This is a genomic window from Enterobacter sp. 18A13 (assembly GCF_007035975.1).
In the GTDB taxonomy this organism is placed as follows: domain Bacteria; phylum Pseudomonadota; class Gammaproteobacteria; order Enterobacterales; family Enterobacteriaceae; genus Enterobacter; species Enterobacter vonholyi.
Window position 1 is genome coordinate 1,621,572 of sequence record NZ_AP019634.1, and the last position, 24,989, is coordinate 1,646,560.

27 protein-coding genes and 1 tRNA gene are annotated in these 24,989 nt (G+C 54.5%); 14 read left to right on the forward strand and 14 right to left on the reverse strand.

All coding sequences use genetic code 11. The features are described from left to right. The first annotated feature begins 9 nt into the window (after positions 1–9). The 4 genes from pqiA to rmf all read left to right on the forward strand — a co-directional run bounded on the left by pqiA (position 10) and on the right by rmf (position 3,894). Positions 10–1,263, forward strand: a complete 1,254-nt coding sequence (gene pqiA, locus FOY93_RS07800; RefSeq protein ID WP_023335152.1) for a membrane integrity-associated transporter subunit PqiA — start codon at positions 10–12, stop codon at positions 1,261–1,263. A gap of 4 nt (positions 1,264–1,267) precedes the next feature. After that, on the forward strand, positions 1,268–2,908 hold the full coding sequence (gene pqiB, locus FOY93_RS07805; protein ID WP_136194632.1) for an intermembrane transport protein PqiB: 1,641 nt from the start codon (positions 1,268–1,270) through the stop codon (positions 2,906–2,908). Beyond that, a complete protein-coding gene (pqiC, locus tag FOY93_RS07810) occupies positions 2,905–3,471 on the forward strand; it encodes a membrane integrity-associated transporter subunit PqiC (RefSeq protein WP_143344901.1) in 567 nt (188 codons plus the stop codon). Before pqiB ends, pqiC begins: the two co-directional genes overlap by 4 nt. A 255-nt stretch (positions 3,472–3,726) precedes the next feature. Beyond that, a complete protein-coding gene (gene rmf / locus FOY93_RS07815; RefSeq protein ID WP_013097261.1) occupies positions 3,727–3,894 on the forward strand; it encodes a ribosome modulation factor in 168 nt (55 codons plus the stop codon). 70 nt (positions 3,895–3,964) lie between these two features. Here rmf and fabA read toward each other — a convergent pair whose 3' ends face one another. Together fabA and FOY93_RS07825 are read right to left on the reverse strand one after the other, a co-directional pair. Continuing rightward, positions 3,965–4,483, reverse strand: a complete 519-nt coding sequence (fabA, locus tag FOY93_RS07820; RefSeq protein ID WP_136194633.1) for a 3-hydroxyacyl-[acyl-carrier-protein] dehydratase FabA — start codon at positions 4,481–4,483, stop codon at positions 3,965–3,967. Between the two features lie 68 nt (positions 4,484–4,551). Continuing rightward, positions 4,552–6,312, reverse strand: a complete 1,761-nt coding sequence (locus FOY93_RS07825; RefSeq protein ID WP_143344902.1) for an AAA family ATPase — start codon at positions 6,310–6,312, stop codon at positions 4,552–4,554. 186 nt (positions 6,313–6,498) lie between these two features. On the opposite strand from FOY93_RS07825, the gene matP reads away from it, so the two are divergent. Next, complete coding sequence (gene matP, locus FOY93_RS07830; RefSeq protein ID WP_008499929.1) at positions 6,499–6,951, forward strand: macrodomain Ter protein MatP; 453 nt, start codon at positions 6,499–6,501, stop codon at positions 6,949–6,951. Between the two features lie 65 nt (positions 6,952–7,016). Here matP and ompA read toward each other — a convergent pair whose 3' ends face one another. Then, on the reverse strand, positions 7,017–8,072 hold the full coding sequence (ompA, locus tag FOY93_RS07835) for a porin OmpA (RefSeq protein ID WP_023311028.1): 1,056 nt from the start codon (positions 8,070–8,072) through the stop codon (positions 7,017–7,019). 354 nt (positions 8,073–8,426) lie between these two features. Beyond that, a complete protein-coding gene (gene sulA / locus FOY93_RS07840) occupies positions 8,427–8,936 on the reverse strand; it encodes an SOS-induced cell division inhibitor SulA (protein WP_111964573.1) in 510 nt (169 codons plus the stop codon). Positions 8,937–9,153: 217 nt separating this feature from the next. On the opposite strand from sulA, the gene FOY93_RS07845 reads away from it, so the two are divergent. Continuing rightward, a complete protein-coding gene (locus tag FOY93_RS07845) occupies positions 9,154–9,780 on the forward strand; it encodes a TfoX/Sxy family DNA transformation protein (protein WP_127730297.1) in 627 nt (208 codons plus the stop codon). On the opposite strand, the gene yccS is transcribed toward FOY93_RS07845, so the two are convergent. Beyond that, on the reverse strand, positions 9,737–11,899 hold the full coding sequence (gene yccS, locus FOY93_RS07850) for a YccS family putative transporter (RefSeq protein WP_143344903.1): 2,163 nt from the start codon (positions 11,897–11,899) through the stop codon (positions 9,737–9,739). The two genes, FOY93_RS07845 and yccS, sit on opposite strands and share 44 nt — an antisense overlap. A 19-nt stretch (positions 11,900–11,918) precedes the next feature. Continuing rightward, positions 11,919–12,365 (reverse strand): YccF domain-containing protein, encoded by a 447-nt coding sequence (locus tag FOY93_RS07855; RefSeq protein WP_111964540.1) that lies wholly within the window; start codon positions 12,363–12,365, stop codon positions 11,919–11,921. Positions 12,366–12,488: 123 nt separating this feature from the next. Here FOY93_RS07855 and helD point away from each other — a divergent pair, with 123 nt between their 5' ends. Then, on the forward strand, positions 12,489–14,543 hold the full coding sequence (gene helD / locus FOY93_RS07860) for a DNA helicase IV (RefSeq protein ID WP_143344904.1): 2,055 nt from the start codon (positions 12,489–12,491) through the stop codon (positions 14,541–14,543). A gap of 60 nt (positions 14,544–14,603) precedes the next feature. On the opposite strand, the gene mgsA is transcribed toward helD, so the two are convergent. Together mgsA and csgI are read right to left on the reverse strand one after the other, a co-directional pair. Beyond that, complete coding sequence (mgsA, locus tag FOY93_RS07865; protein WP_045330803.1) at positions 14,604–15,062, reverse strand: methylglyoxal synthase; 459 nt, start codon at positions 15,060–15,062, stop codon at positions 14,604–14,606. Between the two features lie 80 nt (positions 15,063–15,142). Continuing rightward, positions 15,143–15,805 (reverse strand): curli synthesis inhibitor, encoded by a 663-nt coding sequence (gene csgI / locus FOY93_RS07870; RefSeq protein ID WP_111964538.1) that lies wholly within the window; start codon positions 15,803–15,805, stop codon positions 15,143–15,145. 173 nt (positions 15,806–15,978) lie between these two features. Here csgI and FOY93_RS07875 point away from each other — a divergent pair, with 173 nt between their 5' ends. Next, on the forward strand, positions 15,979–16,392 hold the full coding sequence (locus FOY93_RS07875) for a CoA-binding protein (protein ID WP_008499920.1): 414 nt from the start codon (positions 15,979–15,981) through the stop codon (positions 16,390–16,392). 37 nt (positions 16,393–16,429) lie between these two features. On the opposite strand, the gene hspQ is transcribed toward FOY93_RS07875, so the two are convergent. Then, on the reverse strand, positions 16,430–16,747 hold the full coding sequence (gene hspQ / locus FOY93_RS07880; protein ID WP_013097248.1) for a heat shock protein HspQ: 318 nt from the start codon (positions 16,745–16,747) through the stop codon (positions 16,430–16,432). A 60-nt stretch (positions 16,748–16,807) separates the two neighbouring features. Continuing rightward, positions 16,808–17,998 (reverse strand): 23S rRNA (cytosine(1962)-C(5))-methyltransferase RlmI, encoded by a 1,191-nt coding sequence (gene rlmI / locus FOY93_RS07885; RefSeq protein ID WP_096150520.1) that lies wholly within the window; start codon positions 17,996–17,998, stop codon positions 16,808–16,810. A gap of 173 nt (positions 17,999–18,171) precedes the next feature. Between rlmI and FOY93_RS07890 the strand changes: the two genes are divergently transcribed. The 3 genes from FOY93_RS07890 to yccX are packed head-to-tail and all read left to right on the forward strand — an operon-like array spanning position 18,172 to position 19,821. Continuing rightward, positions 18,172–18,729 (forward strand): kinase inhibitor, encoded by a 558-nt coding sequence (locus FOY93_RS07890; protein ID WP_143344905.1) that lies wholly within the window; start codon positions 18,172–18,174, stop codon positions 18,727–18,729. A gap of 10 nt (positions 18,730–18,739) precedes the next feature. After that, a complete protein-coding gene (locus FOY93_RS07895; RefSeq protein WP_133294120.1) occupies positions 18,740–19,528 on the forward strand; it encodes an AraC family transcriptional regulator in 789 nt (262 codons plus the stop codon). A gap of 11 nt (positions 19,529–19,539) precedes the next feature. After that, positions 19,540–19,821, forward strand: coding sequence for an acylphosphatase (yccX, locus tag FOY93_RS07900; protein ID WP_029739909.1), 282 nt, complete (start codon positions 19,540–19,542; stop codon positions 19,819–19,821). Here the strand turns inward: yccX and tusE are convergent. Then, entirely contained in the window at positions 19,818–20,147 is a 330-nt protein-coding gene (gene tusE / locus FOY93_RS07905; RefSeq protein WP_032658335.1) for a sulfurtransferase TusE, read from the reverse strand. The two genes, yccX and tusE, sit on opposite strands and share 4 nt — an antisense overlap. An 87-nt stretch (positions 20,148–20,234) precedes the next feature. Further along, positions 20,235–20,894 carry an FtsH protease modulator YccA gene (gene yccA / locus FOY93_RS07910; protein ID WP_047174510.1) on the reverse strand — a complete coding sequence of 220 codons (660 nt, stop codon included), beginning with the start codon at positions 20,892–20,894 and terminating at the stop codon, positions 20,235–20,237. A 270-nt stretch (positions 20,895–21,164) separates the two neighbouring features. Between yccA and FOY93_RS07920 the strand changes: the two genes are divergently transcribed. The 3 genes from FOY93_RS07920 (at position 21,165) to FOY93_RS07930 (ending at position 23,574) form a co-directional block, all read left to right on the forward strand. After that, positions 21,165–22,793 carry an ABC transporter substrate-binding protein gene (locus tag FOY93_RS07920; RefSeq protein WP_133294121.1) on the forward strand — a complete coding sequence of 543 codons (1,629 nt, stop codon included), beginning with the start codon at positions 21,165–21,167 and terminating at the stop codon, positions 22,791–22,793. A 144-nt stretch (positions 22,794–22,937) separates the two neighbouring features. Further along, a tRNA-Ser gene (locus FOY93_RS07925) sits at positions 22,938–23,025 on the forward strand. 291 nt (positions 23,026–23,316) lie between these two features. Then, positions 23,317–23,574 carry a YjhX family toxin gene (locus FOY93_RS07930; RefSeq protein WP_063453335.1) on the forward strand — a complete coding sequence of 86 codons (258 nt, stop codon included), beginning with the start codon at positions 23,317–23,319 and terminating at the stop codon, positions 23,572–23,574. A gap of 106 nt (positions 23,575–23,680) precedes the next feature. Here FOY93_RS07930 and FOY93_RS07935 read toward each other — a convergent pair whose 3' ends face one another. Then, positions 23,681–24,517 (reverse strand): alpha/beta fold hydrolase, encoded by an 837-nt coding sequence (locus FOY93_RS07935; protein WP_115874666.1) that lies wholly within the window; start codon positions 24,515–24,517, stop codon positions 23,681–23,683. 252 nt (positions 24,518–24,769) lie between these two features. Next, complete coding sequence (locus tag FOY93_RS07940; protein WP_008499867.1) at positions 24,770–24,988, reverse strand: acyl carrier protein; 219 nt, start codon at positions 24,986–24,988, stop codon at positions 24,770–24,772. Position 24,989: the final 1 nt, after the last annotated feature.

The following is a 24,989-nucleotide window of genomic DNA, read 5'->3' on the forward strand; positions in this document are numbered from 1 at the left end:
GGATAACATATGTGTGACCAGCACCATGCCGACAGGCATATTTTATGCTCGCAATGCGATATGCTCGTGGCGTTGCCAGAGCTTGGTCACGGACATAAAGCCCTGTGTCCACGTTGCGGTGCGACGTTGACAACCGAGTGGGACGCGCCGCGGCAGCGTCCCACTGCTTACGCTCTTGCAGCACTTTTTATGCTGCTGCTCTCTAATCTCTTCCCCTTCATCTATATGAAGGTGGGTGGGATAACCAGCCAGGTGGATTTGCTTGAGATCCCGGGCGTGATGTTCTCAGAAGATTACGCTAGCCTCGGCACCTTTTTTCTCCTGTTTGTCCAGATAGTCCCGGCTTTTTGCCTGGTCGTAATCCTTTTACTGGTCAACCGCGTCAGGATGCCCGCATCACTGAAAATCCGGCTTGCGCGTATCCTTTTTCAGCTCAAAAGCTGGGGCATGGCCGAGATCTTTCTGGCGGGCATTCTGGTCAGTTTCGTGAAGCTGATGGCGTACGGCGACGTGGGGATCGGCAGCAGCTTTATTCCGTGGTGTCTGTACTGCGTCCTCCAGCTGCGTGCATTCCAGTGCGTTGACAGGCGCTGGGCGTGGGATGATATCGCCCCGGCACCGACGCTTGCGCAGACGGTGAAGGTCGGCGTGCCCGGCATTCGTCAGGGGCTGCGTTCCTGCCCATGCTGTACCGCCGTGCTGCCCGCCGATCTCGACGTTTGTCCGCGCTGCGAAACGAAAGGGCACGTGCGGCGTAAAAATAGTCTTCAGTGGACGATGGCGCTGCTGGTCACGTCCATCATGCTGTATCTGCCTGCTAACATTCTGCCAATCATGATCACCGATTTGCTCGGTGACAAAATGCCCTCAACGATCCTGGCCGGGGTGATACTGCTTTGGGGCGAGGGTTCCTATCCGGTCGCTGGCGTTATCTTTATCGCCAGTATTATGGTGCCAACCTTAAAAATGATCGCCATCGCCTGGCTCTGTTGGGATGCGAAGGGCCATGGGAAGCGCGACAGCGAACGCATGCACCTGATTTATGAAGTGGTCGAGTTTGTTGGACGCTGGTCAATGATAGACGTGTTTGTCATCGCCGTTCTCTCTGCGCTGGTGCGGATGGGCGGTTTGATGAGTATTTATCCCGCGATGGGGGCTTTAATGTTTGCACTGGTCGTGATCATGACCATGTTTGCGGCCATGACCTTCGACCCTCGTTTATCGTGGGATCGTGAGCCTGAATCAAGCCATGAGGAAGAGTAAGAGCATGGAAAATAAGAGTGGAGAGGCGAAAGTGCAGAAGGTCAAAAACTGGTCACCGGTGTGGATTTTTCCCATCGTGACCGCGCTGATCGGTGCATGGATCCTGTTTTATCATTACAGCCATCAGGGACCGGAAGTCACGCTGATAACCACCAATGCCGAGGGGATTGAGGGCGGTAAAACGACCATCAAAAGCCGTAGCGTGGATGTGGGCGTGGTCGAAAGCGCAACCCTGACCGACGATTTAACCCATGTGGAGATTAAGGCGCGCCTTAATGCCGGCATGGAGAAACTGCTGCACGACGATTCCGTTTTCTGGGTCGTTAAACCGCAGGTAGGGCGTGAAGGGATCAGCGGCTTAGGAACGCTGCTTTCGGGCGCCTACATAGAGCTGCAGCCCGGCGCTAAGGGTAACCAGCCTGCCAAATACCAGCTTCTGGATTCACCGCCGCTTGCGCCGCCTGATGCCAAGGGCATCCGCGTGATCCTCGACAGCAAAAAAGCAGGTCAGCTCACGGCCGGCGACCCGGTCCTGTTCCGCGGCTACCGCGTCGGGTCGGTTGAGAAAAGCACGTTCGATCCGCAGAAACGCGCAATTAGCTATCAGCTCTTCATCAATGCGCCAAACGATCGCCTGGTCACCAGCAACGTCCGTTTCTGGAAAGACAGCGGGATCGCGGTGGATCTGACCTCGGCAGGCATGCGCGTTGAAATGGGTTCGCTGACCACGCTGTTTGGCGGCGGCGTGAGTTTTGACGTGCCGGAAGGCCTGGATTTGGGGCAGCCGGTTGCAGAGAACACCGCTTTCCGCCTCTTTGACGATCAAAAAAGCATTCAGGATGCACTCTATACCGATCACGTTGACTTCCTGATGTTCTTCAAAGACTCCGTTCGCGGCCTGCAGCCGGGGGCGCCCGTTGAGTTCCGCGGTATTCGCCTCGGTACGGTTGGGCAAGTGCCGTTCTTCGTCCCGGGTCTGAGCCAGATGCTGGATGATGACTATCGCATTCCGGTGCTGATCCGCATTGAACCAGAGCGTCTGCTTAACCAGATTGGTGAAAACCAGGATATCGCTACCCACATCACCCAACTGATGGAACGCGGTCTTCGCGGGTCGCTGAAAACCGGCAACCTGGTAACCGGCGCGCTGTATGTGGATATGGACTTCTACCCGAAAGCACCGCCGATTACCGGTATCCGTGAATTCGGCGGCTACAAGATCATCCCAACGGTGAGCAGCGGTCTGGCGCAGATCCAGCAGCGTCTGATGGAGACGCTGGACAAGATCAACAATCTGCCACTGAATCCGATGATTGAAGCGGCGACAAACTCGCTAAGCGAAAGCCAGGCAACGATGCGCCGTCTGCAAACCACGCTGGATAACATCAACAAGATCACGGCGAGCCAGAGCATGCAGCAGCTGCCGCAGGACATGCAGAAAACGCTGCGTGAGCTGAACCGCAGTATGCAGGGCTTCCAGCCGGGATCTGCGGCCTATAACAAGATGGTGGCAGATATGCAGCGTCTTGATCAGGTCCTGCGTGAACTGCAGCCGGTGCTGAAAACGCTCAACGAGAAGAGCAATGCGCTGGTGTTCGAAGCGAAAGATAAAAAGGATCCTGAGCCGAAGAGGGCAAAAGAATGAAAAAATGGCTATTGATGGTTGGCGCTCTGCTGTTAACGGCGTGCAGTTCAGGGGGAGATAATAAAAGTTATTATCAGCTGCCTGTGGCAACCCACAGCGGTGGGCAAAGCACGGCGAGTCAGGGAAACCGCCAGCTGTGGGTTGAGCAGGTCGCCGTGCCGGATTATCTGGCAGGAAACGGCGTGGTCTATCAGACCAGCGACGTTAAATACGTGATTGCGACCAACAACCTGTGGGCCAGCCCGCTGGATCAGCAGCTGCGCAACACGCTGGTGGCTAACCTGGGCAGCCAGCTTCCGGGCTGGGTAGTCGCGTCGCAGCCGCTGGGTAACGATCAGGATATGCTGAACGTCACAGTAACGGGCTTCCACGGCCGCTATGACGGTGCGGTGGTGATCAGCGGGGAGTGGTTGCTGAACCATCAGGGGCAGCTGATTAAGCGTCCTTTCCATCTGGAGCTGAAGCAGCAGAAGGATGGCTATGACGAAATGGTGAAAGTCCTGGCTCAGGGTTGGGCGCAGGAGTCGGCCAGTATCGCGAGGGAGATTTCCCGGCTGCCATAAGTAAAATTCATCATTAAAACCGCAGTTGGCCTGTCGCTGATTGCGGTTTTTTTTTCGTTTTCAACTCAGGTTGTTACTTGTGCCACGTCACAATTTTTGTACAAATGAACTTCCATGTAGCTCACAGATATGACACCCGTATGAATTTTGAACATTGACGATGCGACTAATTCGGGGTATTCGTTATCTGTGCCTGTGCAGATAGTGCAGACACTGTTTTCTTTCCACCAGACAAAAGAATGAGGGAAACGAGGCATGAAGAGACAGAAACGAGATCGCCTGGAACGGGCTCATCAACGTGGTTATCAGGCCGGCATCGCTGGACGTTCTAAAGAAATGTGTCCTTATCAGACGATAAATCAAAGGTCACAATGGCTTGGAGGCTGGCGAGAAGCCATCGGCGACAGGGCACTCATAGCCTGATAACGTCTCTTTCAAAAAAGAAACCTCCGCATTGCGGAGGTTTCGCCTTTCCGGGGTTCGAAAAGCACGATCAGAACGCAGAAGTGTCCTGGAACAGGCCAACCTTCAGGTCGCTTGCGCTATAGATCAGACGACCGTCGACCAGTACTTCACCATCTGCCAGGCCCATAATCAGGCGGCGGTTTACGATGCGCTTGAAGTGAATACGATAGGTCACTTTCTTCGCTGTAGGCAGAACCTGGCCAGTGAATTTCACTTCGCCCACGCCCAGTGCGCGGCCTTTACCTTCGCCACCCAGCCAGCCCAGATAGAAGCCAACCAGCTGCCACATGGCATCCAGGCCCAAACAGCCAGGCATTACCGGATCGCCAATAAAGTGGCAACCGAAGAACCACAGGTCCGGGTTGATATCGAGTTCTGCTTCTACGTAACCCTTATCGAAGTTGCCGCCGGTTTCGGTCATTTTCACGACACGGTCCATCATCAGCATGTTCGGGGACGGCAACTGTGGGCCTTTTGCGCCAAACAGTTCGCCGCGACCAGAGGCAAGAAGATCTTCTTTTGTATAGGATTCGCGTTTATCTACCATGTTCTCAGTAAGCCTTATTTTAGTGAAGGACGCAGGATAGCTAACACGTGTACGCTGAACAAGTCCGATCAGTTCGAACTAAACCAGCCCAGCCAGCGTAACGGCCATGGATAACGGTGACGAGCATCCTGCTGTGTTGCCTGAGCAATGCGCTCCTGGATAGTCTGCATCAGGGTGGTTTGCCCTTCGCCATCCCATACCAGGTTTGTCAGTAAGGGTAGTGCATCCTCAATCCCTTCGATGGCCCAGATGGCGAACTGCTCTTGTTCAACCGCATCCAGAATCTCCTGGCTGAGGCTTAAATGGCGTGCGTTGGGAGCAGGAATAATCACACCCTGCTTGCCATTTAAACCGCGCTGCTGGCAGATAGAGAAGAAGCCTTCAATTTTTTCGTTGAGGCCGCCGACAGGCTGAGCACGACCGAATTGGTCCACCGAGCCGGTGATCGCGATGTTCTGATTGATGGGCACTTCCGCCAGGGCGCTGATTAAGGCGCACAGTTCAGCCATAGAGGCGCTATCGCCATCCACTTCGCTGTAGGACTGTTCAAACGTCAGCGAGGCCGAGAAGGGGATCTGCTGCTCAAGCTGCAGCTCAGACATCAAAAACGCCTGCATGATCATCATGCCTTTGGCGTGAATGTTGCCGCCCAGCTCGGCTTTGCGTTCGATGTCGGTAAATTCGCCATCGCCAATATGCACAACGCAGCTGATACGGGACGGTTCCCCGAATGCGCGCGGATGGCCAGGAAATTCAATCACCGACAGGGCGTTGATCTGCCCGACGCGTTCGCCTTCGGTTTCCACCAGAATTTGTTCCAGCAGAATTTCATCCTGCATACGGTCAGCAAGATAGCCTTCTCGCCATTCTCGCTGAGCCAGCATCTGGGTGAGCTGCTCTCCGGTGAACGCACCGTTACCGCTAATCACACCCACTTCACGCAGCTGTTTACCTATCCAGAGCGGGCAGAGTGGCAGCGTTTCCTGGTCACCGGTATAGCGCACCGCTTCGCGTATCAGGCCTGGCCACGCGTCAGCCGCAGGCGTTGGCAGCGCAAAACGTTCTGCAACGGTCATCACCCACTGGCACCACTGCGCCATATCGTCGGCATCGGCAATCTGGATATTATCTTCGTATTCGCTATATACCGCCTGCTCAGCCAGTTCGGGCTCCATTTCCTGGAAGTCCGCCAGCGACTCACGGTCGCCCGTCAGCACGACGGTTAACGACAGCGGCATAGACGGAATCGAGACAGGCAGGGGACGAGACTCATCGTAGCCGACCCAGTCGAAACGCTGCTGATGCACGATGGTTTTCAGACGCATCCACAGCAGCGGCTGCGAGAGCAGGGTACGCAGTGAGATGATGAGAACACCGCCATTTGCGCGATGTACCAGCCCCGGCTGCAGCGAAAGTTCGCCGTTAAACTGGCGCAGACAACCAAAGAGTTGTTCCGCCTCGACCCAGTTAGCGGTAACCACTTCGCCCTTAGCGGCAAAAGCGCCATCGGCCTGCGCCGCAGGTTCGAAAGTGACATCATGTCCCGCAATACGATACTGCCCGCCAAAAACGGCGTTCGCTTCCGGCTTCAGCTGACGCACAGCATCACCGAGCAGCGTCAGGTATTCCGCTTCTTCCGGGGCTTTGAGCAGCATGAAGGGCGCAGTTGCCCAGGGGCTTAACACCTGCTCCAGCGCGTAATGCAAACGGGGCTGCGTATCGCTAAGGATGAATTCGTGTTCTTTTGCGAGATCTGGCTGTGCAAACAGTTCCTGATAACTTTCGGTATCCGGAACAAGGTCACGCCATGCAAGTTTCGTAATGGTCAAAGTTGATGTTTTTTAGTCAGATGTAAAAGCGTGGAGTATACCGTAAGCGGGGGGCTGTACCCAAGCAGGATTGGGGATTTCGACAGGGCGAATGGCTGCATTCACTCACAGGATATGATTTCTTTTCAGCAGATTGCTAAAAAACTGATATTCTGAACAGAGTTACGTGGTAACACTGAGATCGCAATGAAATATCAACAACTGGAAAATCTCGAAAGCGGCTGGAAATGGAAATACCTGGTCAAAAAGCACCGTGAAGGGGAGCTGATCACCTGCTACATCGAAGCCAGCGCTGCGCAAGAAGCCGTGGATATTTTGCTGACCCTCGAAAATGAACCGGTACAGGTTAACGGGTGGATTGAGAAACACATCAATCCTGCGTTGTTAAACCGGATGAAGCAAACTATCCGCGCGCGACGCAAACGGCATTTTAATGCTGAGCATCAGCACACTCGCAAAAAATCAATCGACCTTGAGTTCGTTGTCTGGCAGCGCCTGGCCGGGCTGGCACAACGACGGGGAAAAACGCTGTCGGAAACCATCGTGCAGCTGATTGAGGATGCAGAACATAAAGAGAAGTACGCCAACCAAATGTCGACGCTGAAGAACGACCTTCAGGCTCTGTTGGGTAAAAAGTAGATTTTTTACTTTTCTTCAGACAATAAAAAACCCCGCATGGCGGGGTTTTTTTATAAGACGATAACTTATGCCGCTGGCTGAGTTACAACGTCTTTGATGCCTTTAACTTCGATCTCTACGCGACGATCTGGAGCCAGGCAGTCGATCAGTGCAGCGCGAGCTTTCACGTTGTCACAGGTGTTGCCAGTAACTGGGTTAGATTCGCCCATACCACGTGGGGAGATCTTGTTAGCTGGGATACCTTTAGAGATCAGGTAATCAACAACAGACTGAGCACGTTTCTCAGACAGTTTCTGGTTGTAAGCGTCAGAACCGATACGGTCGGTGAAGCCCAGAACCACTACAGAACCGTCTTTAGGATCCAGGTTGCTCAGCTGGGTGTACAGCTGATCCAGTGCCTGCTGACCTTCTGGTTTCAGAGTCGCTTTGTTGAAGTTGAACAGAACGTCAGACTTCAGAGTGAAGTGCTTGGTCTGTACTTCTGGAGCTGGAGCCGGCGCTGGAGCAACAACTGGTGCTGCTTCTTCCTGCTGGCCGAAACGGTAGGAAACACCTACGCTCAGCATGCCGTTGTCTGGACGAACACCAACGGTGTTGCCGTCGCCGATGTTGTTAACCCACTGGTATTCCAGACGGGTAGCGATGTCACGGGTCATAGCCCACTCAACGCCACCAGCGAATACTGGGGAAACACCGGTGTCATGGTTGTCGCCAGAAATGTTGTTGCTGGAGTCAGCACGCCATACCATGCCGCCCAGACGGGTGTACACGTCCAGATCGTCAGTGATTGGGTAGCCCAGTTTAGCGGTCAGTTGAACGCCCTGTGCTTTGAAAGCGCCGTTGATGGTGTCGCCTTTGTATGGCATACGACCTAACCAGTCGTAACCCATTTCAAAACCAACATACGGGTTAACCTGATAGCCACCGAACGCACCTGCACCAAGCTGGCTCTCGTGAGTTGGGCCATCATTGTTCAGGCTGCTGTTGTACCAGCCAGTGTCGTGGAACTGAGACCAGCCCAGTTTACCACCTGCATACCAGGTATTATCTTTCGGAGCGGCCTGCGCTACGGTAGCGAAGCCAGCCAGTGCCACTGCAATCGCGATAGCTGTCTTTTTCATTTTTTGCGCCTCGTTATCATCCAAAATTCGCCATGAAAGTCTCAAGAGAGAATCACGGTTAAATCCTTCACCGGGGGGCGTGGTCAAATATAAATCTACCGATATCTTCGGCTTAGGCCGAGCACCCCTGGCGATGTAAAGTCTACAACGTAGCTGAAAACTTACAAGTGTGAAGTCCGTCAGGCATATGAAAAAAAAAGTTCCGTATACCGATTATTTAACATTTTTCGAACGAATTTTGTGCAATAAAATTAAGGAGAACCGCACCAGACAAGCCTTGCCGCAATTTTTAGGTCGGGAACTTAAATCCCATCTTGCGGTCAAAAAAAATTCCAGGAAAAATCTTAATTTCGCTCAATGATACAAATTTGAGTGAATTTTTAGCCCAGAAAGTTGTCCTCTGCGGTAAGAATCCGATCGAACCGGACGCATAATGAACCCGATCGCATTCCCTTCTTCAGCGGCTTCAGTCAGACGGAAATGTTCTTCTTCAGTCAATTCTTCCGGTAACCATCCAATCACCACGCTGTAATTCCCTGTGCGTAACGCGCGGATCATCGACTCAACGGTATCGCAAGGCGAGAGTTGATTAATTTGCATGACTTTCGTCAGCGGCAGGCCGGCGGACTGAACCCACTCACGGCTCAGCTTTTGCTGAGGCGTGAGCCAAAGCTGCCAGCGCGATTGCTGACCGAGCTGTTGTAATAACGGCAGTAACAGAAGTTGCGTTAACAAGGGCTGGTCTTCACGATAAACCACTTCACTGATAAGCCCCGTGGAAACACGCTCGATGGAATTCTGCGAGACATTGCCTGCAGCAGAAGAGAGAGAGGTAGCGCGATTTGCATAGCCTGAAGTGTGCATATTCATTCCAGCCCTGTAGTTACTGTATGGATATACAGTAACCCCTGTATGCCCAAAGATCAACCTCATTTTCGGAAAGCGACTCGCAAAATTCATTCAATCTTGATGCTCCTCGAAAAATCATCTTGCTCAACGACGTTAAGTTGCCTATTTTCCTGCTAACGGATCCGCTAGTAAGAAATTTAGTTGTTACTTTATGATTTTGAAGGGAAATATCATGAAAAAGATATCTTATGAACGGATTTATAAATCTCAGGAATACCTCTCCCCGTTGGGCGAGATTCATCACCGCGCGTTGTTTGGCGGCTATACCCTTGCGGTGGATGATGCTGTTTTTGCCATGGTCTCAGATGGCGAGCTTTACCTTCGCGCCTGTGAGGAGAGTGCCAAATACTGTGTAAAAAATGCCTCCTCTTTTTTGACGTTGATGAAGCGAGGCCGTCCGGTGCTGCTCAACTATTATCGTGTTGATGACGGATTATGGCAGGACAGGGAGCGGTTACTTCAGCTCTCCTCGTTTGCGCTCAGTGCGGCAAGAAAAGAGCGTTATCAGCGCCATCAACGAAACCGACTCAAGGATCTGCCAAACCTGACCTTTCAGCTTGAAGTCTTGCTCTTTGAAGCTGGCATCACCAATGAGGAAATGTTGCGGGAGCTTGGTGCAAGGGCGTGCTGGCTAAAGATGCGGGCAAAAAATAAAGCGCTGAGTATTAAAGTTCTCTTCGCGCTGGAAGGGGCTATCGAGGGGCTGCATGAAGCGGCACTCCCGGCAGACATTCGCCGGGAGCTCACGGAGTGGTTTAATGCGTTGACTGAGCCACAGGAGAATCACTCCTCCAGGTAGCGATGTGCTGTTGCAGCCGGCAAATTTCAGGCAGCAGAGCGATAAGCAGGCCTATCTGCTGAAGCACCAGAGGTGCTTTACTGTCGTTTCCCGGGTCTAGATGCGCAATGCGTTGAGCCAGTTCATCCAGCGCCTGTTCAACGCGCGGCTCATCGGCTGGTCGATGATGAAGCGCGTCATCGACATAACAGACGGCGTCATCGAGCAGGTTGAGAATACCCGGGTTGGTGAGTTTCTCACGGTGAGCGCCCAGCGTCGAAATATAGCTGGTGAACGTATGGTTCAGGCAGAGCAGGCGGAACGCGGTCTCACGAATATCCGCCGTGGCGCGAGGCTCCGTCGACATGTTAGAGACTACGGAGGCCAGTTCCGCATCACTGTTGTGCGCGTCGCGGCGGGCTATCCGGTAAGCCAGGCGGTTATCGCGGCCCTGATGATACTGCTCCAGGATCGCGTCAAGGTATCGACAGTTGGCGTTCATCGCCCTGTCTACCACGCGCGGCAAATTTCGGAAACGCCAGTCCGGCCAGATAAAGCTGACCGCGGCCCAGGCAATCGCACAGCCAATCAGGGTATCGATCACTCGGGGCAGGGCGACTTCTAACCCTTCACCCAGCAGGTTAAAGCAGAGCAGCACCAGCAGCGTGATGAACATGGTGGCATGGGCGTACTGCACGTTGCGAAACGCGAAGAACAACACGCCGGTGATCACGATCAGGATCAATTGACCTTCAACGGAGGGCACGAAATAGAGCACCGGAAGGCCAATCGCGACGCCAACCAGCGTGCCGATAATACGCAGCGCAAGACGATGTCGGGTGGCATTATAGTTCGGCTGGCAGACGAACAGGCTGGTCAGCAGGATCCAGTAGCCGTGATGCAGTCCGGTAATCTGGATAAAGGCATACCCCACACACAGCACCAGCGACATTCGCACGGCGTGCCGAAAGAGAGCCGACTCCGGCGTAAAGTTGCGGCTCAGCCGTAGCCACATATCGCTAACGCTGTGTACGCTGTCATCAGCAAGCTGGTTTTCCACCTCACTGCCTGGCAGCGCCATCGCTTGTTCGGACTCAATGGTTGCCAGCTGGGCATCAATCGCACGCAGGTTGTTAAGCAGAAAACCCAGCGCTTTGATGTGTTCCGGTGACGTTCCGCTGGCCTGAACGCGGTCGAGTGCCGCATCAAGATGGCTGAATACGCGTTCAAAGCGGGGGTCATGCTGATAGGGCGTGCGCAGCAGAATGGAGTGCGAGAGCTGTTGGCACGCCTGGGATTGCATGGACAGCAGACGCTGGAAGCGGAACATCACGTCGCTGTAGCGGAACTTCTCGCGCAGGGCGGCATACTGAACGTGCGAGGAGCTGGCGCGTTCATGAATGTCCTGGGCTGCAAAATAGTAGTGAAGCGTCCGTCGTGTTCCGCGCTGACCGCGATCGCCGCGCAGACGGGTAAGCAGGGAAGCTTTTGTCTGATTAAGAGTGGCGACCAGCTGGCCATTTGCCAGGGCCAGATCGTAGAGCGGCGCCTGGCTTTCTTCCTCGATGTCCGGGTCGAACAGCCGGGATTTCAGTTCCAGATAGCGGGCTAGCTGCTCAAAGCTGCGGGCAAGGTTATCCTGCAGCGGGCGAACCGGGAAAATCAGATGACCGGTTAGCGTCAGCAGGTTATACCAGATGGCACCGAGCAACAGCAGAACCGGCTGCTGGTACCACTGGTCGTACAGGGAAACGCCCAGCATGGTGTAGATAGCGATCAGCAATGCACCAAACGCGATGGTGGCATAGCGCTGCCCAAGCCCGCCCAGCAAAATAAACCCGCTGGTTGAGAGCGTAAGGCCCAGGGCAAACAGCCAGGGCCACGGGAAAAGCAGCTCAACGGAAGCTGACGCAATAAAAAAGCAGACAAGCGTAATGACCAGGTTACGTAAGCGCCCGGCCAGACGGTCGTCCAGATCCGCCAGCGCCCCGGCGACCACCCCCAGCGTGAGCGGAATGGTGAGCTTGACATCATTCAGCCACCAGGGCAGGGCAACCGTGCCGCAAAGCGCGATAAATATCCTGACGTTATAAAGCCAGGTGCTGTTCCAGGTATAACGGCGAAGCAGTGGGCTTAGCATAAACGCGGCCAGTCCTTATTTACTGAAAACGACGGCGAGCGTTTGCTTCGCGCGCCGCTCTGGCCACTTCTACCGGAACAACCCTGCGACCAACGGGCCAAAGGGCGATAGCGGCGATCTTAAAGTTTGCGATCCCCACAGGAATACCAATAATCGTGATGCACTGTGCAATACCGGCAAAAATATGCATGATGCACAGCCACCAGCCAAAGAAAATCAGCCACAGAATGTTAAGCAGGGTTCCGCCCGTATTCATCAGGGCGTTTTTGCTCTCCGGATTCAGCTCGTCAACGTGGATGGCTTCATTCCCGTAGGGGATTAAGGAGAGTTTTGTGATTTCCCAGCAGGAACGGGTCAGGGGAAGCGTGAAAATCAGGACGATGCTCACCAGCGTGGCAAAAAGCCAGGAAAGGGTGGTGGCAAAACCGCCCAGCACAAAATTCAACACATTCAGAACGGTACGCATAAACGCTCACTTCCTTTCGATATAATTAACGCCCAATGATTGTAACGTTTTTTTAGGCTGGAGCACCTTAAAACTGGCAGTTAAACTGTCAGGTAAATTATCTCTTCGTGGATTTGGCGGAACATGGAACTGAAAGCAACGTCGCTGGGCAAACGCCTGGCACAACACCCTTACGACAGGGTTGTTCTCCTCAATGCCGGGGTGAAAGTCTCCGGGGAACGCCACGAATACCTTATTCCGTTTAATCAGCTTCTGGCTATTCATTGCAAACGCGGTCTGGTGTGGGGCGAGCTGGAGTTCGTTCTGCCTGACGATAAAGTCGTGCGCCTTCATGGCACCGAGTGGGCGGAAACCCAGCGTTTCCATCATCACCTGAACGCACTCTGGCAGCAGTGGAGCCAGGATATGAGCGTGATTGCCGCCCAGGTGCTGCAGCAGGTGCTGGACGATATCGCCCAGAGCAACGCGCAGCACGCGTGGCTGACCCGTCAGCAGACTGCCGGCCTGCAGCAAAAGATCCGGCAGGCACTCTCGGCGCTGCCGCTCTCCGTGACGCGTCTCGACGAGTTTGACAACTGTCGCGACGCCTGGCGCCAGTGTCAGGCCTGGCTGAATGAAAAGGATAAAAGCCGTCTCGCCCATAACCAGGCCTGGACGGATGCCATGCTTACCCAATACGCCGATTTTTTCAGTACGGTGGAATCTTCACCGCTCAATCCGGCTCAGGCGCGAGCGGTGGTCAACGGCGAGCAGTCGCTGCTGGTGCTGGCGGGAGCCGGTAGCGGTAAAACGTCGGTGCTGGTCGCGCGTGCCGGCTGGCTGCTGACGACCGGGGAAGCGGTCGCCGATCAAATTCTGCTTCTGGCCTTTGGCCGTAAGGCCGCGCAGGAAATGGACGAACGGATCCAGGAGCGCCTGCACACCCGGGATATCACGGCCAGAACATTCCATGCTCTTGCGCTGCATATTATTCAGCAGGGCAGTAAAAAAGTGCCTTCCATCAGTAAGCTGGAAAACGACGCGCAGGCGCGTCAGGCGCTGTTCATCAAAACGTGGCGCCAGCAGTGCAGTGAGAAAAAGGCGCAGGCGAAAGGGTGGCGTCAGTGGCTGGAAGAGGAACTCAACTGGGAGGTGCCTGAGGGCAGCTTCTGGCAGGATGACAAACTGGCGCGTCGGCTGGGTTCGCGACTTGACCGTTGGGTCAGCCTGATGCGAATGCACGGTGGATCGCAGGCAGAGATGATTGAAAGCGCGCCGGAGGCAATCCGCGAGCTGTTTTCGAAGCGGGTCAAGCTGATGGCGCCGCTGCTGAAGGCCTGGAAAACAGCATTGAAAGAAGAAAATGCGGTCGATTTCTCCGGTTTGATCCATCAAGCCATCATCATTCTTGAAAAGGGACGTTTTGTCAGCCCGTGGAAACATATTCTGGTGGATGAGTTCCAGGATATTTCTCCACAGCGTGCGGCTCTGCTCTCGGCGCTGCGGGCACAAAATAAACATACCTCTCTGTTTGCGGTGGGGGATGACTGGCAGGCCATCTATCGCTTCAGCGGGGCACAGCTTTCGCTGACGACCGCATTCCACCACTATTTTGGCGAAGGCGATCGCAGCGATCTGGATACGACCTACCGCTTCAATTCACGGATTGGTGAAATCGCCAACCGCTTTATCCAGCAGAACCCGCATCAGCTGGCAAAACCGCTCAATAGCCTGCGGCCTGGGGATAAAAAAGCAGTGACCCTGCTGGCGGACGATCAGCTGGAACCGCTGCTGGACAAGCTCAGCGGCTACGCTAAGCCCGATGAGCGTATCCTGGTGCTGGCACGCTACCATCACATTAAACCTGAGGCGCTGGAAAAAGCCGCCACCCGCTGGCCGAAACTGCAGCTTGAATTTATGACGATTCATGCCAGCAAAGGGCAGCAGGCCGATTATGTGATCGTGGTGGGGCTGAAAGAGGGGAGCGACGGTTTCCCGGCCCCGGCCCGCGAGTCGGTGATGGAACAGGCCCTGCTGCCGGAGCCGGAAGATTTCCCGGATGCCGAAGAGCGGCGTTTGCTGTATGTGGCAATGACCCGCGCGCGCCATCGCGTGTGGCTGCTGTTCAATAAAGAGGAGCCATCCGTGTTTGTCGATATATTGAAGAGTATAGATGTGCCGGTGGCGCGGAAGCCATAACGCCGCCGGGCAAGGGTGGGTAGGCCGGGTAAGGCGTAGCCGCCACCCGGCAAAAAAAAGCTACTTCAATCTCTCTGAAAGATAACGCTGATAGTCCGGAATAAGGATATCTACCGGTGAGTTAAACTGCGGCGATTCGATGATGAAATCCGCCGTCGAGAGGTTTGTCGCCACTGGAATATTCCACACCGTCGCCAGGCGCAGCAGCGCTTTGACATCCGGATCGTGCGGAACCGCGTTCAGCGGGTCCCAGAAGAAGATCAGCACATCAATTTTCCCTTCGGAAATCTGCGCGCCGACCTGCTGATCGCCGCCCATCGGGCCGCTCAGCATCGCATTCACCTGTAGACCCGTTTCGCGCTGGATCAGGTTACCGGTTGTACCGGTCGCCGACAGGGCGTGTTTTTCCAGCAAAGACTGATGGCGGCGAACCCAGTTAAGCAGCATTTGTTTACAGTGATCGTGCGCCACGAGAGCAATGTGTTTGCGCTCAGGCAGCGTGCGTGTTGTCAGTTCCATAATCATATCCATCAGGTTAACTGACTACACGATGACGGGAACCGTCTGACGCTGCAAGAGAAAGGCGTAAAAAATGTGGCTTATGATGAAGGTTGTTGTTTTGCCCACTGTAAAAAACGGGCCCGCGTGTCGGCATCAGCCTGCTGGAACCAGAATTTAAGGCGTTGTTCCGTCAGGGTCTGGGACTGGGGAGGAATAACGTCCAGTTCGGAGACGCCGGACAAAAGCGTACTGTCGTCCGCCATCATGGTCGCAAACTGCGGAAGAGAGGCGCGTTTACCCGCTTTGTTATAGGTCTGGGTCGCTGCCTCGTAATCCGGGCCTTTCGGTGAGGTCGTCAACGCCAGAATATCCAGCTTCACCGGAATCGGCATCGCATCCCCGTCCAGCAGTTCAACGCGGGGTGAAGCGTCGAAGGCCGCAGACTCTTTCTCCGTTTCAAGGCGAGGCAGAGTGATGTTCACCTGACTGATTTGCCGGGTGTTAAAGCTGACGATCAGCGGCGGCGAGATGTACATCCTTTGCTCGTGATTCGCAAGCCCGATCGATTTTTCCACCCGGAAGACCAGCTGATGCGGCCCGTTATCCAATTCGATGCTGTCCGCACCCCGCAATAACGAGCTGGAGACCTTTTTTCCGTCCAGAACAAGGAGATCAATGTCGGTAGAGAGCCGGAGCGTGGTAGCAAAAACCCAGACCGGCATCACTAACGCAATCAGAGCCGTGGCAATACCGGTTTTCATAGAAGGCTCCCGTCAGAAATCCTGTCGCCGCATTAATGTATCTAAATTTTTCGATAATCACGTTTACTAACATATAGACATATTTCGCCGTTTTGCCCTCATGCATCTGTATGGGATGGATGGTTGAGATGTGCGGTTTGGCGTACACTTTTAAAAAAGCCAGGAGAAAAACCATGAAAGAGAACGATATTGCCGAGATTCTGACATCTACGCGTACCATTGCGCTGGTGGGCGCGAGCGATAAACCCGATCGCCCAAGCTATCGGGTGATGAAATACCTTCTCGATCAGGGCTATCACGTTATCCCGGTCTCGCCAAAAGTGGCGGGGAAAACCTTACTGGGTCAGCAGGGGTATGCCACGCTCGCTGACGTGCCGGAAAAAATTGATATGGTTGATGTCTTCCGAAACTCCGAGGCAGCGTGGGAAGTGGCGCAGGACGCTATCGCCGTAGGGGCGAAAACGCTGTGGATGCAGCTGGGTGTGATTAACGAGCAGGCTGCGGTACTGGCGCGGGATGCGGGGCTGAACGTCGTCATGGACCGCTGTCCGGCGATCGATATCCCCCGTCTGGGGCTGGCGAAGTAATAAAAAAAAGCCCGTTCATCGGGCTTTTTTTACACGCTTAGTTCCGCAGGCGCGGAGCCTGTAACTGTTTGCGGATAGTCTGAGCAAGTTCATCCATAGTGGGTTGCTCCGGATGCTCATCCTGCAGCTCGCTACTCAGCTGCGCTTCGGCGAGGTAGGTGTGGACGGGTTGCCCGTCATCACCTTCCATCACCACATGGTACCAGGGCGCGGCGCGAAGCTCTGCGTTGACCGCCAGCTCGTCTGCTGACGGTTCATCAAGGGAATACTCCGGGTCGATATCCACGACCACACCCAAATACCCGAGCAAAGTGTGGCGGACCTGCTGGCCGATACCGAATTTGCTGGCAATCATAGTCACCTCCCGGGAAATACGACTTACACGTTATGTGCGGGCAATATTTCTCTTTTCAAGTTACATGACGCGACAGGCAAACCCTTTCAGATACAGTCCTTCCGGGTAGGTAGCAATCACGGGATGATCGGCTGCCTGACGGAACTGCTCTATAAATTGTACATCACGGCCAGCATCTATTGCGGCATCGGCGATGATTTTCTGAAATAAATCTGTGGTCATCAGGCCGGAGCAGGAGAAGGTGAGCAGAACCCCGCCCGGGTTCAGCAGCTGGATGGCCAGCATGTTGATATCTTTATACCCACGGCACGCGCCCATCAGCTGGCTTTTGTTTTCCACAAACTTTGGTGGATCCATCACGATGACGTCGAACTTCTCGCCCTGATCGCGATATTTACGCAGCAGCTTGAACACGTCATCGCGTACAAATTCCGCTTTGCTCAGATCCAGCTTGTTCAGCTCGACGTTCTGTTTTGCCACGTCCAGCGCTTCCTGCGAGGTATCCACGCTGACAACCTGGGCACAGCCGCCCATCAGAGCTGAAACGGCAAAACCGCCGGTATAGGAGAAGCAGTTCAGCACGCGTTTGTCGGCAACGTACTGACGCGTAGCCAGACGGCTGTCGCGCTGGTCGAGGTAGTAACCGGTTTTGTGCCCGCCCTGAATATCCACCAGCAGCTTCATGCCGTGCTCTTCAATCGGCAGCAGGGCCGGTGGTAGTTCGCCCGTTACGGGCCCCTGAGTCAGCTCCATGCCTTCTTTTTTGCGCACCGCCACATCGCTGCGGTCGTAAATGGCGCATTCCGGGAACAGCGTTTGCAGCGCGCTGATCAGCGCGGCACGCTGGTATTCCGCTCCGGCGCTCAGGAGCTGCAGTACCAGGAAGTCACCGAAGCGATCGATGGTCACGCCCGGCAGGCCGTCGGACTCACCGGCGATCAGGCGGTAGCTGTCCAGCCCGTCACGTTTTGCCAGCCAGTCGCGCCACTGCTGCGCCTGCTGCAGGCGGCGAACGAAGAAGTCGATGTCAATGGTTTCATCTTTATCAAACGTCCAGACGCGAGCACGGATCTGGGACGCTGGCGAGTAGGCGCCTCGCGCTAACCATTTACCCTGATGGTCAACGATATCAATGGTTTCACCGAGGCTGGCTTTGCCTTCCATACGGGCAACCGCGCCGGAAAAGACCCAGGGATGACGGCGCAGTAATGATTTCTCGCGCCCTTTGGCTAACACTAAACGTACACTCATAATTTGCTGTTCTGTCGATTTCAGGAAATGGCGCGTAGATTACCACATTCAGCAAGGCGCAATCATCTGCGGATGCCGTTGAGCGTTTCGGCACAAAATCAAATCGCTTAGGCACATTGGGGCATTGTTGCGTGCTTTATCTTAGGGCTTCCGGTTCAGCAAAGGAAATACCCATGAAAAAGCACAGTGTAATAGCCATAGCCGCTCTGGCGGCAATGAGTTCTCAGGTTTTAGCGGCAACGCCTTTCGGCATCACCAGCCGGGATATTTCCGGCGAACGGCGGTTAGCGACACAGCAGGTGTTTGAGGGGTTCGGCTGCCACGGTGGAAATACTTCACCACGGCTGGCATGGAAGAATCCCCCTGCCGGTACGAAAAGTTTTGCCGTTACGGTATATGACCCGGATGCACCTACCGGCAGCGGCTGGTGGCACTGGACAGTAGCCAATATCCCGGCGAAGACAATGACGCTGCCCGCTGATGCCGGTAATCCGAACGGCGAGAAATTACCTGCCGGCGCTGTGCAGGGGCGTAATGATTTCGGCTATTCTGGATTCGGCGGCGTATGTCCACCCGCCGGGGATAAGCCTCACCGCTATCAGATTACCGTCTGGGCGCTCGACGTGGATAAACTGCCCGTCGACAACAATGCCAGCGGCGCGCTGGTCGGTTTTATGCTCAATAGTCACGTTCTGGCAAAGGCTCAGTTAACGGCAACCTACAGCAGATAAGGATGGCAGGGTGCAGGAGTTTCATTTTCGACATAAACATCTTACGGCGGGTGAAGTGACTGCCAGCAAAATGCATCGCCTGCACCAGGTTAAACTTTTTTTTCCGGCTATTTGTCATATCACTCACGGCAGTAAGGTGATTGTTCAGGATGATAACCGCCTGGAGGCGACACGGGATGAGCTCATTATTATCCCTGCCAATACGTCGATGGAAATTATCAATCAGCCTGTAAACGGGCTGTTTCACTCGGATTTGCTAATGTTATCGCCGGAAATTGTTGCCGAGTTTAAAGCGCATTACCTGAAATCCTGGCCGCGCACGACGCTGCATTCGCTCTGTGCTCCGCTGAGCGAGGGGCTGGCATTTATGTGGTACAACCTGCTGCACGCCGTGCGTCAGGAGTTACCGGAAGCGCTACAAAAGCATCAGGCCTTCGGTCTGTTGCTGGCCCTGCTGCATGACGGTGTGGCGGGTCCGCTGCTTGTTGAGCGAAACAGTAACCTGACCGAGCAGGTGCGGCAGTTCATTATGCTGTCGCCCGCCAGAGACTGGACTGCGCAGGACGTTGCCAGCCGTCTCGCATTAAGCGTGCCGACGCTGCGCAGGCGGTTGCGTGAAGAGTCGCAGAGTTTTCGCCAGATTGTGGAGGAGGTGAGGATGGCCGTGGCTTTGTCGCAGCTACAGTCAACACGATTACCGATCGGCGAAATCGCATTACAATGTGGTTATCTTTCCAGCTCTCGTTTCACCGCCCGTTTCCGGCAACACTACGGCTGCTTACCGAAAACGCTACGTTAAGGAGAAGAAGAATGTCTAAAGTCTGCACTATTGCCTGGGTTCACGGCGTTGTTCAGGGCGTCGGGTTCCGCTACAGCACCCAGCGCGAAGCTGTTGAGCTTGGGCTAACGGGATACGCGCGCAACATGGACGACGGAAGCGTCGAAGTGGTCGCCTGCGGCGAAGCGGAGCAGGTCGACAAGCTGGTGGCGTGGCTGAAAGCGGGTGGGCCGCGCAGCGCGCGGGTTGATAAGGTCTTAACGGAACCCCATCAACCGGGGCGCGAATACGTAAATTTCGGTATTCGGTATTAAATACACTTCACTGGCTTAGGCAGGCCGGCAATTTTGGTGGCCTGTTTTGCCGGGCCTTTCGGGAACAGACGATACAGATAGCGGCTGTTGCCTTTCTCTTCACCGAACTTATTGGCCATCGCCTTGACCAGCATGCGAATGGCCGGAGAGGTGTTGAATTCAAGATAGAACTCGCGAACAAAACGCACCACTTCCCAGTGTTCTGGAGAGAGGGTTATCCCTTCGTTTTCCGCAATTTTCTCCGCCAGCGGTTCGCTCCACTGGCCACTCTCTTTCAGATAACCGTCGTTATCGGTCTCGATCTCTTTGCCTTCAAAACTCAACATAGTCATTCACGCGTCAGTCAAAAACCGCAGCAGTGTACCAAAAAACAAAGCCCCGCATAAGCGGGGCCAGGTTCACAGCGCTGCGGTTTAATCCCGACTGGCGAAGCCCAGGATGCTCAACAGGCTGACGAAGATGTTATACAGCGACACGTACAGGCTCACGGTGGCGCGGATATAGTTCGTCTCACCGCCGCGAATGATGTTGCTGGTTTCAAACAGGATCGCGCCGGAAGAAATCAGAATAAACACGGCGCTGATCGCCAGGTGCAGGGCAGGCAGCTGCAGGAAGATGTTAGCCACCATGCCCACCAGCACCACAACAACACCCGCCATCAGCATACCGCCGAGGAAGGACATGTCCTTACGGGTGGTCAGCACGTAGGCCGAGCAGCAGAAGAATACCAGCGCGGTACCGCCCAGCGCCATGCCGATAAGGTCGCCCATACCGGCAGACAGATACGCGTTCAGCATCGGTCCCAGGATGTAGCCCAGGAAGCCGGTGAAGGCAAAGGCCGACAGAATACCGACCGGTTTGTCAGCGGTTTTGTAGGTCAGGAACATCAGACCATACATACCCACAAGCGTCAGGATCAGCCCCGGAGACGGCAGCATCAGCAGGGTGCTGGCGGTGGCGGTGATCGCCGAAAACGCCAGCGTCAGGCTGAGCATGAAATAGGTATTGCGCAGCACCTTGTGGGTGCTGAGTAGCGATGTGCGGTCGCGTGAGGAAGTAATTATACGATCCATGAGTCACTCTCTTATGACAGATGTAATTAACGGAAAGAATAGGAAACGGGGCGCCAGTCTCAAAGTGGTTTTACCCATCTTTACTCAGCAGGTTAGCGCTGGAGCTGGTTGTTTCTTCTGCATAAATACATTTCACCAGTATGAACAGCGGTTTGGCGCGATTAATCAGATCAACCTCTTATAGGTTACTGAAAATTATTGCGTTATTACCATAAGGCCGCTAAGAGTTATTTCCGGATCGTCACAAAAACAGACAATAAGGCGAAGGAAATGAAACCACAAACACGCACGCGCTTTACGCTCTCTTTACTTACCGCAGGGATCCTGTGCGCCAGCACGGCTACCTGGGCGGCTAACGTGCCGGCAGGAACGCAGCTGGCCGATAAGCAGGAACTGGTCAGGAACAACGGTAATGAGCCCGCTTCGCTCGACCCGCATAAAGTCGAAAGCGACGTCGAATTCAATATTATCAGTGATTTATTCGACGGGCTGGTCAGCGTTTCCCCGTCGGGTGAAGTTCAGCCCCGGCTGGCGGAAAAATGGGAGAACAAGGACAACACCGTCTGGACGTTCCATCTGCGCCCGGGCATCACCTGGAGCGACGGCACTGCCATCACCGCGGAAGATGTGGTCTGGAGCTGGCAGCGTCTGGTTGATCCTAAAACCGCTTCACCGTATGCCAGCTATCCAGGCAACATGCACATCGTAAATGGTGCGGATATCGCTCAAGGGAAAAAAGCCCCCGATACGCTGGGCGTGAAAGCCATTAACGACACCACGCTGGAAGTGACATTGACTCAGCCTAATGCGGCATTCCTGGCAATGCTGGCGCACCCGTCACTGGTGCCTGTGGATAAAGTGCTGATTGGCCGCTTTGGCGACAAGTGGACCAAGCCTGAACATATCGTCACCAGTGGGGCGTATAAGCTTTCACAGTGGGTGGTCAACGAACGCATTGTGGCGGAGCGCAACCCGCGCTACTGGGATAATGCTCATACCGTGATCAACAAGGTGACGTATCTGCCTATCACCTCCGAAGCCGCGGATGTGAACCGCTATAAAGCGGGTGAAATTGATATCGTGTACACGGTGCCGATCAACCAGTTTGCCCAGCTTAAGAAGACTCTGGGCAGCCAACTGGATGTCTCTCCGCAGCTGGCGACCTATTACTACGAATTCAATACCACCCGACCGCCGTTCAACGACGCCCGGGTGCGCAAGGCGCTGAACATGGCGCTCGATAAAGACATCATTGCCGGGAAAGTGTTAGGGCAGGGGCAGCGCCCGGCGTGGCTCATCAGCCAGCCGGATATCGGCGGCGTTAAGCTTCAGAATCCGGACTACGCCAGCTGGCCGCAGGACAAGCGCATCGCTGAGGCGAAAAAACTGCTCAACGAGGCCGGGTACAACGAAAGCCACCCTCTGAGCTTCAACCTGCTCTATAACACCTCTGAATCGCACCAGCGTATCGCGATTGCGGCCAGTTCCATGTGGAAAAAGAACCTCGGCGTGGAGGCGAAGCTGCAAAATCAGGAGTGGAAAACCATGCTGGATACCATGCACACCCACAACTTTGACGCGGTGCGGTACGCGTGGATTGCCGATTACGACGATGCGGCGACCTTCCTGAACACCTTCCGCACCGGCGACAGCGAAAACACCAGCCAGTACAGCAATCCGGAATACGACCAGGCGCTGGTGAATGCCGCAAAAGCCAAAACAACGGAAGAGCGGGGTAAGTTCTACCAGCAGGCGGAAGATCTGCTGGGTCGTGATGTGCCGGCCATTCCGGTTTATCACTACGTTCGCACGCACCTGGTGAAACCGTGGGTGGGTGGGTTTACGCCGGATAAGCTGGGGTACTATTACACCAAAGACATGTACATCAAAAAACACTAAGCCTGAGCGCGGGAGACTGTGCTGATAAAATCGTCGATGTGTCGTCAGTTCAACCGATTAAACACGTTTTGACTATTTTTACAGCGAACGAGTGCAGCCACTCTTTACAGCACGCGGTGAGGTGTTTATAGTTCGCCTCACTTAGGAAGTGTGGCCGAGCGGTTGAAGGCACCGGTCTTGAAAACCGGCGACCCGAAAGGGTTCCAGAGTTCGAATCTCTGCGCTTCCGCCAGATATAAACCCCAGGTTACTTGTGAACCTGGGGTTTTTGTTTTGGATTCACCGATCCGCCTCACACTTTCAAGACCCCGTTATTTCCCCGCAAAAATCAGGCGCTATTATTCACCCCCGTAAATACCTTTTCATCTCTCATCGAGGCTTTGATGCTGGAGAATGTTTTCATCAGATAATCAGTTTCCCGACCTTTTCAGGACGGACTGGTTATCGCTGCGCTTAAACCTTACGCACGCACCTGCGGGTGTGGGCTCGTTTTTACGCATGATGATTACACAGGTTTTCCAGTATGAATTTATCCCGTCAGGAACAACGTACCTTACACGTTCTCGCCAAAGGTGGGCGTATTGTGCACGTCCGCGACAGTTCCGGCCGCGTTACGTCCGTAGAGTGCTATACCCGTGAAGGGCTGATACTGAGCGACTGCACGCTCAGCGTCTTCAAAAAACTCCGCACCAAAAAGCTAATCCGCTCCGTGAACGGGCAGCCGTACCGGATCAACACCACCGGGCTGAACAACGTTCGCGCCCAGCTGGATAATCGTTAAGCGGAATAAACAACGCCACCCTCGGGTGGCGTTCATGCATTGAATGGAATATCGTGGCGGAATGTAGGCCGGATAAGCGTAGCGCCACCCGGCAATAAACGCGGCGTTATGAGCGGATAAAGGCCAGAATGTCCGCATTGATAGTATCCGCATGGGTGGTATGCATCCCGTGTGGGAAGCCCGGATAAATTTTCAGTACGCTGTTCGCCAGCAGCTTGTCCTGCAGCAGGGCGGCATTCTTATACGGCACGACCTGATCGTCGTCGCCCTGCATCACCAGAACGGGAACCGTGATGGTTTTTAAATCTTCCGTCTGATCGGTTTCAGAAAACGCCTTAATCCCCTCATAGTGGGCCTTGGCGCTGCCGATCATGCCCTGACGCCACCAGTTCTGAATCGTACCCTGTGAAACCTCGGCTCCCTCACGGTTAAAACCGTAGAAAGGACCGCTGGCGACGTCGAGATAAAACTGGGCGCGGTTAGCCGCCAGCGCTTTGCGGAAGCCATCGAAAACCTCGATCGGCGTTCCGCCGGGGTTAGTCTCCGTTTTGACCATGAGAGGCGGAACAGAGCTGACGAGCACCGCTTTGGCAACGCGCCCCTGCGGTTGGCCGTACCGGGCAACATAGCGGGCGACCTGGCCGCCGCCGGTGGAGTGACCGACGTGCACGGCATTACGCAGATCCAGGCTTTCAACCACGGCTGACGCATCGGCCGCATAATGATCCATATCGTGCCCTTCACTCACCTGGTCCGAACGCCCGTGACCGCGGCGATCGATAGCGATAACGCGATAGCCTTCAGCGAGGAAGAAGAGCATCTGGTTATCCCAGTCATCGGCACTCAACGGCCAACCGTGGTGGAAGACAATGGGCTGGGCCTCTTTGGGGCCCCAGTCTTTGTAGTAAATGTTGACGCCGTCTTTCGTGGTTACGAATGCCATACTGCAGACTCCTTTGTTAAAGGCAAAACGATCGCAACCCGGGTGGAGAGCGAATCATTAATGCCTTAATTAAGTTGGCTTTTTTCTATTTCCCGTACCGACAGTACCCCTAAAGTGTAGGTGAAATAGTAAAAGCAGTGGGTTTCATTCCTGTGAAAGGCAGCGTTTTGCTTTCAGGCGGGAGGGGGGAATGGAAAAAGGCTCTGGGGAGATCCTCCAGAGCCTTCAGGGCAGCATTAACTGCAGGGGCGTTTAGCGGTTTTCTTCAATATAGCGGGCCAGGTCAGCCGGGGTTTTCAGCACCGTCGCTACGTCAGTTGGCGGGATCATACAGCCGTAAACGTCCTGCACTTCCAGCACCATATCGACCGCCAGGATGGAGTCGAGAATGTCGGATTCAATCAGTTCATCGTGAAAGCCCACCTTACGGGATAACACTTTTTCGAACAGGGCGAGAATTTCTTGTTCCATA

What these genes read in the sequence shown, in the direction of transcription:
- pqiA (WP_023335152.1), top strand. Translation starts at nt 10, where the DNA reads ATGTGTGACCAGCACCATGCCGACAGGCATATTTTATGCTCGCAATGC.
- FOY93_RS07875 (WP_008499920.1), top strand. Translation starts at nt 15,979, where the DNA reads ATGAAAGAGAACGATATTGCCGAGATTCTGACATCTACGCGTACCATT.
- fabA (WP_136194633.1), bottom strand. Translation starts at nt 4,483, where the DNA reads ATGGTAGATAAACGCGAATCCTATACAAAAGAAGATCTTCTTGCCTCT.
- FOY93_RS07890 (WP_143344905.1), top strand. Translation starts at nt 18,172, where the DNA reads ATGAAAAAGCACAGTGTAATAGCCATAGCCGCTCTGGCGGCAATGAGT.
- FOY93_RS07920 (WP_133294121.1), top strand. Translation starts at nt 21,165, where the DNA reads ATGAAACCACAAACACGCACGCGCTTTACGCTCTCTTTACTTACCGCA.
- FOY93_RS07940 (WP_008499867.1), bottom strand. Translation starts at nt 24,988, where the DNA reads ATGGAACAAGAAATTCTCGCCCTGTTCGAAAAAGTGTTATCCCGTAAG.
- yccA (WP_047174510.1), bottom strand. Translation starts at nt 20,894, where the DNA reads ATGGATCGTATAATTACTTCCTCACGCGACCGCACATCGCTACTCAGC.
- mgsA (WP_045330803.1), bottom strand. Translation starts at nt 15,062, where the DNA reads ATGGAACTGACAACACGCACGCTGCCTGAGCGCAAACACATTGCTCTC.
- pqiC (WP_143344901.1), top strand. Translation starts at nt 2,905, where the DNA reads ATGAAAAAATGGCTATTGATGGTTGGCGCTCTGCTGTTAACGGCGTGC.
- FOY93_RS07855 (WP_111964540.1), bottom strand. Translation starts at nt 12,365, where the DNA reads ATGCGTACCGTTCTGAATGTGTTGAATTTTGTGCTGGGCGGTTTTGCC.
- sulA (WP_111964573.1), bottom strand. Translation starts at nt 8,936, where the DNA reads ATGCACACTTCAGGCTATGCAAATCGCGCTACCTCTCTCTCTTCTGCT.
- matP (WP_008499929.1), top strand. Translation starts at nt 6,499, where the DNA reads ATGAAATATCAACAACTGGAAAATCTCGAAAGCGGCTGGAAATGGAAA.
- rmf (WP_013097261.1), top strand. Translation starts at nt 3,727, where the DNA reads ATGAAGAGACAGAAACGAGATCGCCTGGAACGGGCTCATCAACGTGGT.
- yccS (WP_143344903.1), bottom strand. Translation starts at nt 11,899, where the DNA reads ATGCTAAGCCCACTGCTTCGCCGTTATACCTGGAACAGCACCTGGCTT.
- FOY93_RS07935 (WP_115874666.1), bottom strand. Translation starts at nt 24,517, where the DNA reads ATGGCATTCGTAACCACGAAAGACGGCGTCAACATTTACTACAAAGAC.
- FOY93_RS07845 (WP_127730297.1), top strand. Translation starts at nt 9,154, where the DNA reads ATGAAAAAGATATCTTATGAACGGATTTATAAATCTCAGGAATACCTC.
- yccX (WP_029739909.1), top strand. Translation starts at nt 19,540, where the DNA reads ATGTCTAAAGTCTGCACTATTGCCTGGGTTCACGGCGTTGTTCAGGGC.
- rlmI (WP_096150520.1), bottom strand. Translation starts at nt 17,998, where the DNA reads ATGAGTGTACGTTTAGTGTTAGCCAAAGGGCGCGAGAAATCATTACTG.
- pqiB (WP_136194632.1), top strand. Translation starts at nt 1,268, where the DNA reads ATGGAAAATAAGAGTGGAGAGGCGAAAGTGCAGAAGGTCAAAAACTGG.
- helD (WP_143344904.1), top strand. Translation starts at nt 12,489, where the DNA reads ATGGAACTGAAAGCAACGTCGCTGGGCAAACGCCTGGCACAACACCCT.
- ompA (WP_023311028.1), bottom strand. Translation starts at nt 8,072, where the DNA reads ATGAAAAAGACAGCTATCGCGATTGCAGTGGCACTGGCTGGCTTCGCT.
- hspQ (WP_013097248.1), bottom strand. Translation starts at nt 16,747, where the DNA reads ATGATTGCCAGCAAATTCGGTATCGGCCAGCAGGTCCGCCACACTTTG.
- FOY93_RS07930 (WP_063453335.1), top strand. Translation starts at nt 23,317, where the DNA reads ATGAATTTATCCCGTCAGGAACAACGTACCTTACACGTTCTCGCCAAA.
- csgI (WP_111964538.1), bottom strand. Translation starts at nt 15,805, where the DNA reads ATGAAAACCGGTATTGCCACGGCTCTGATTGCGTTAGTGATGCCGGTC.
- tusE (WP_032658335.1), bottom strand. Translation starts at nt 20,147, where the DNA reads ATGTTGAGTTTTGAAGGCAAAGAGATCGAGACCGATAACGACGGTTAT.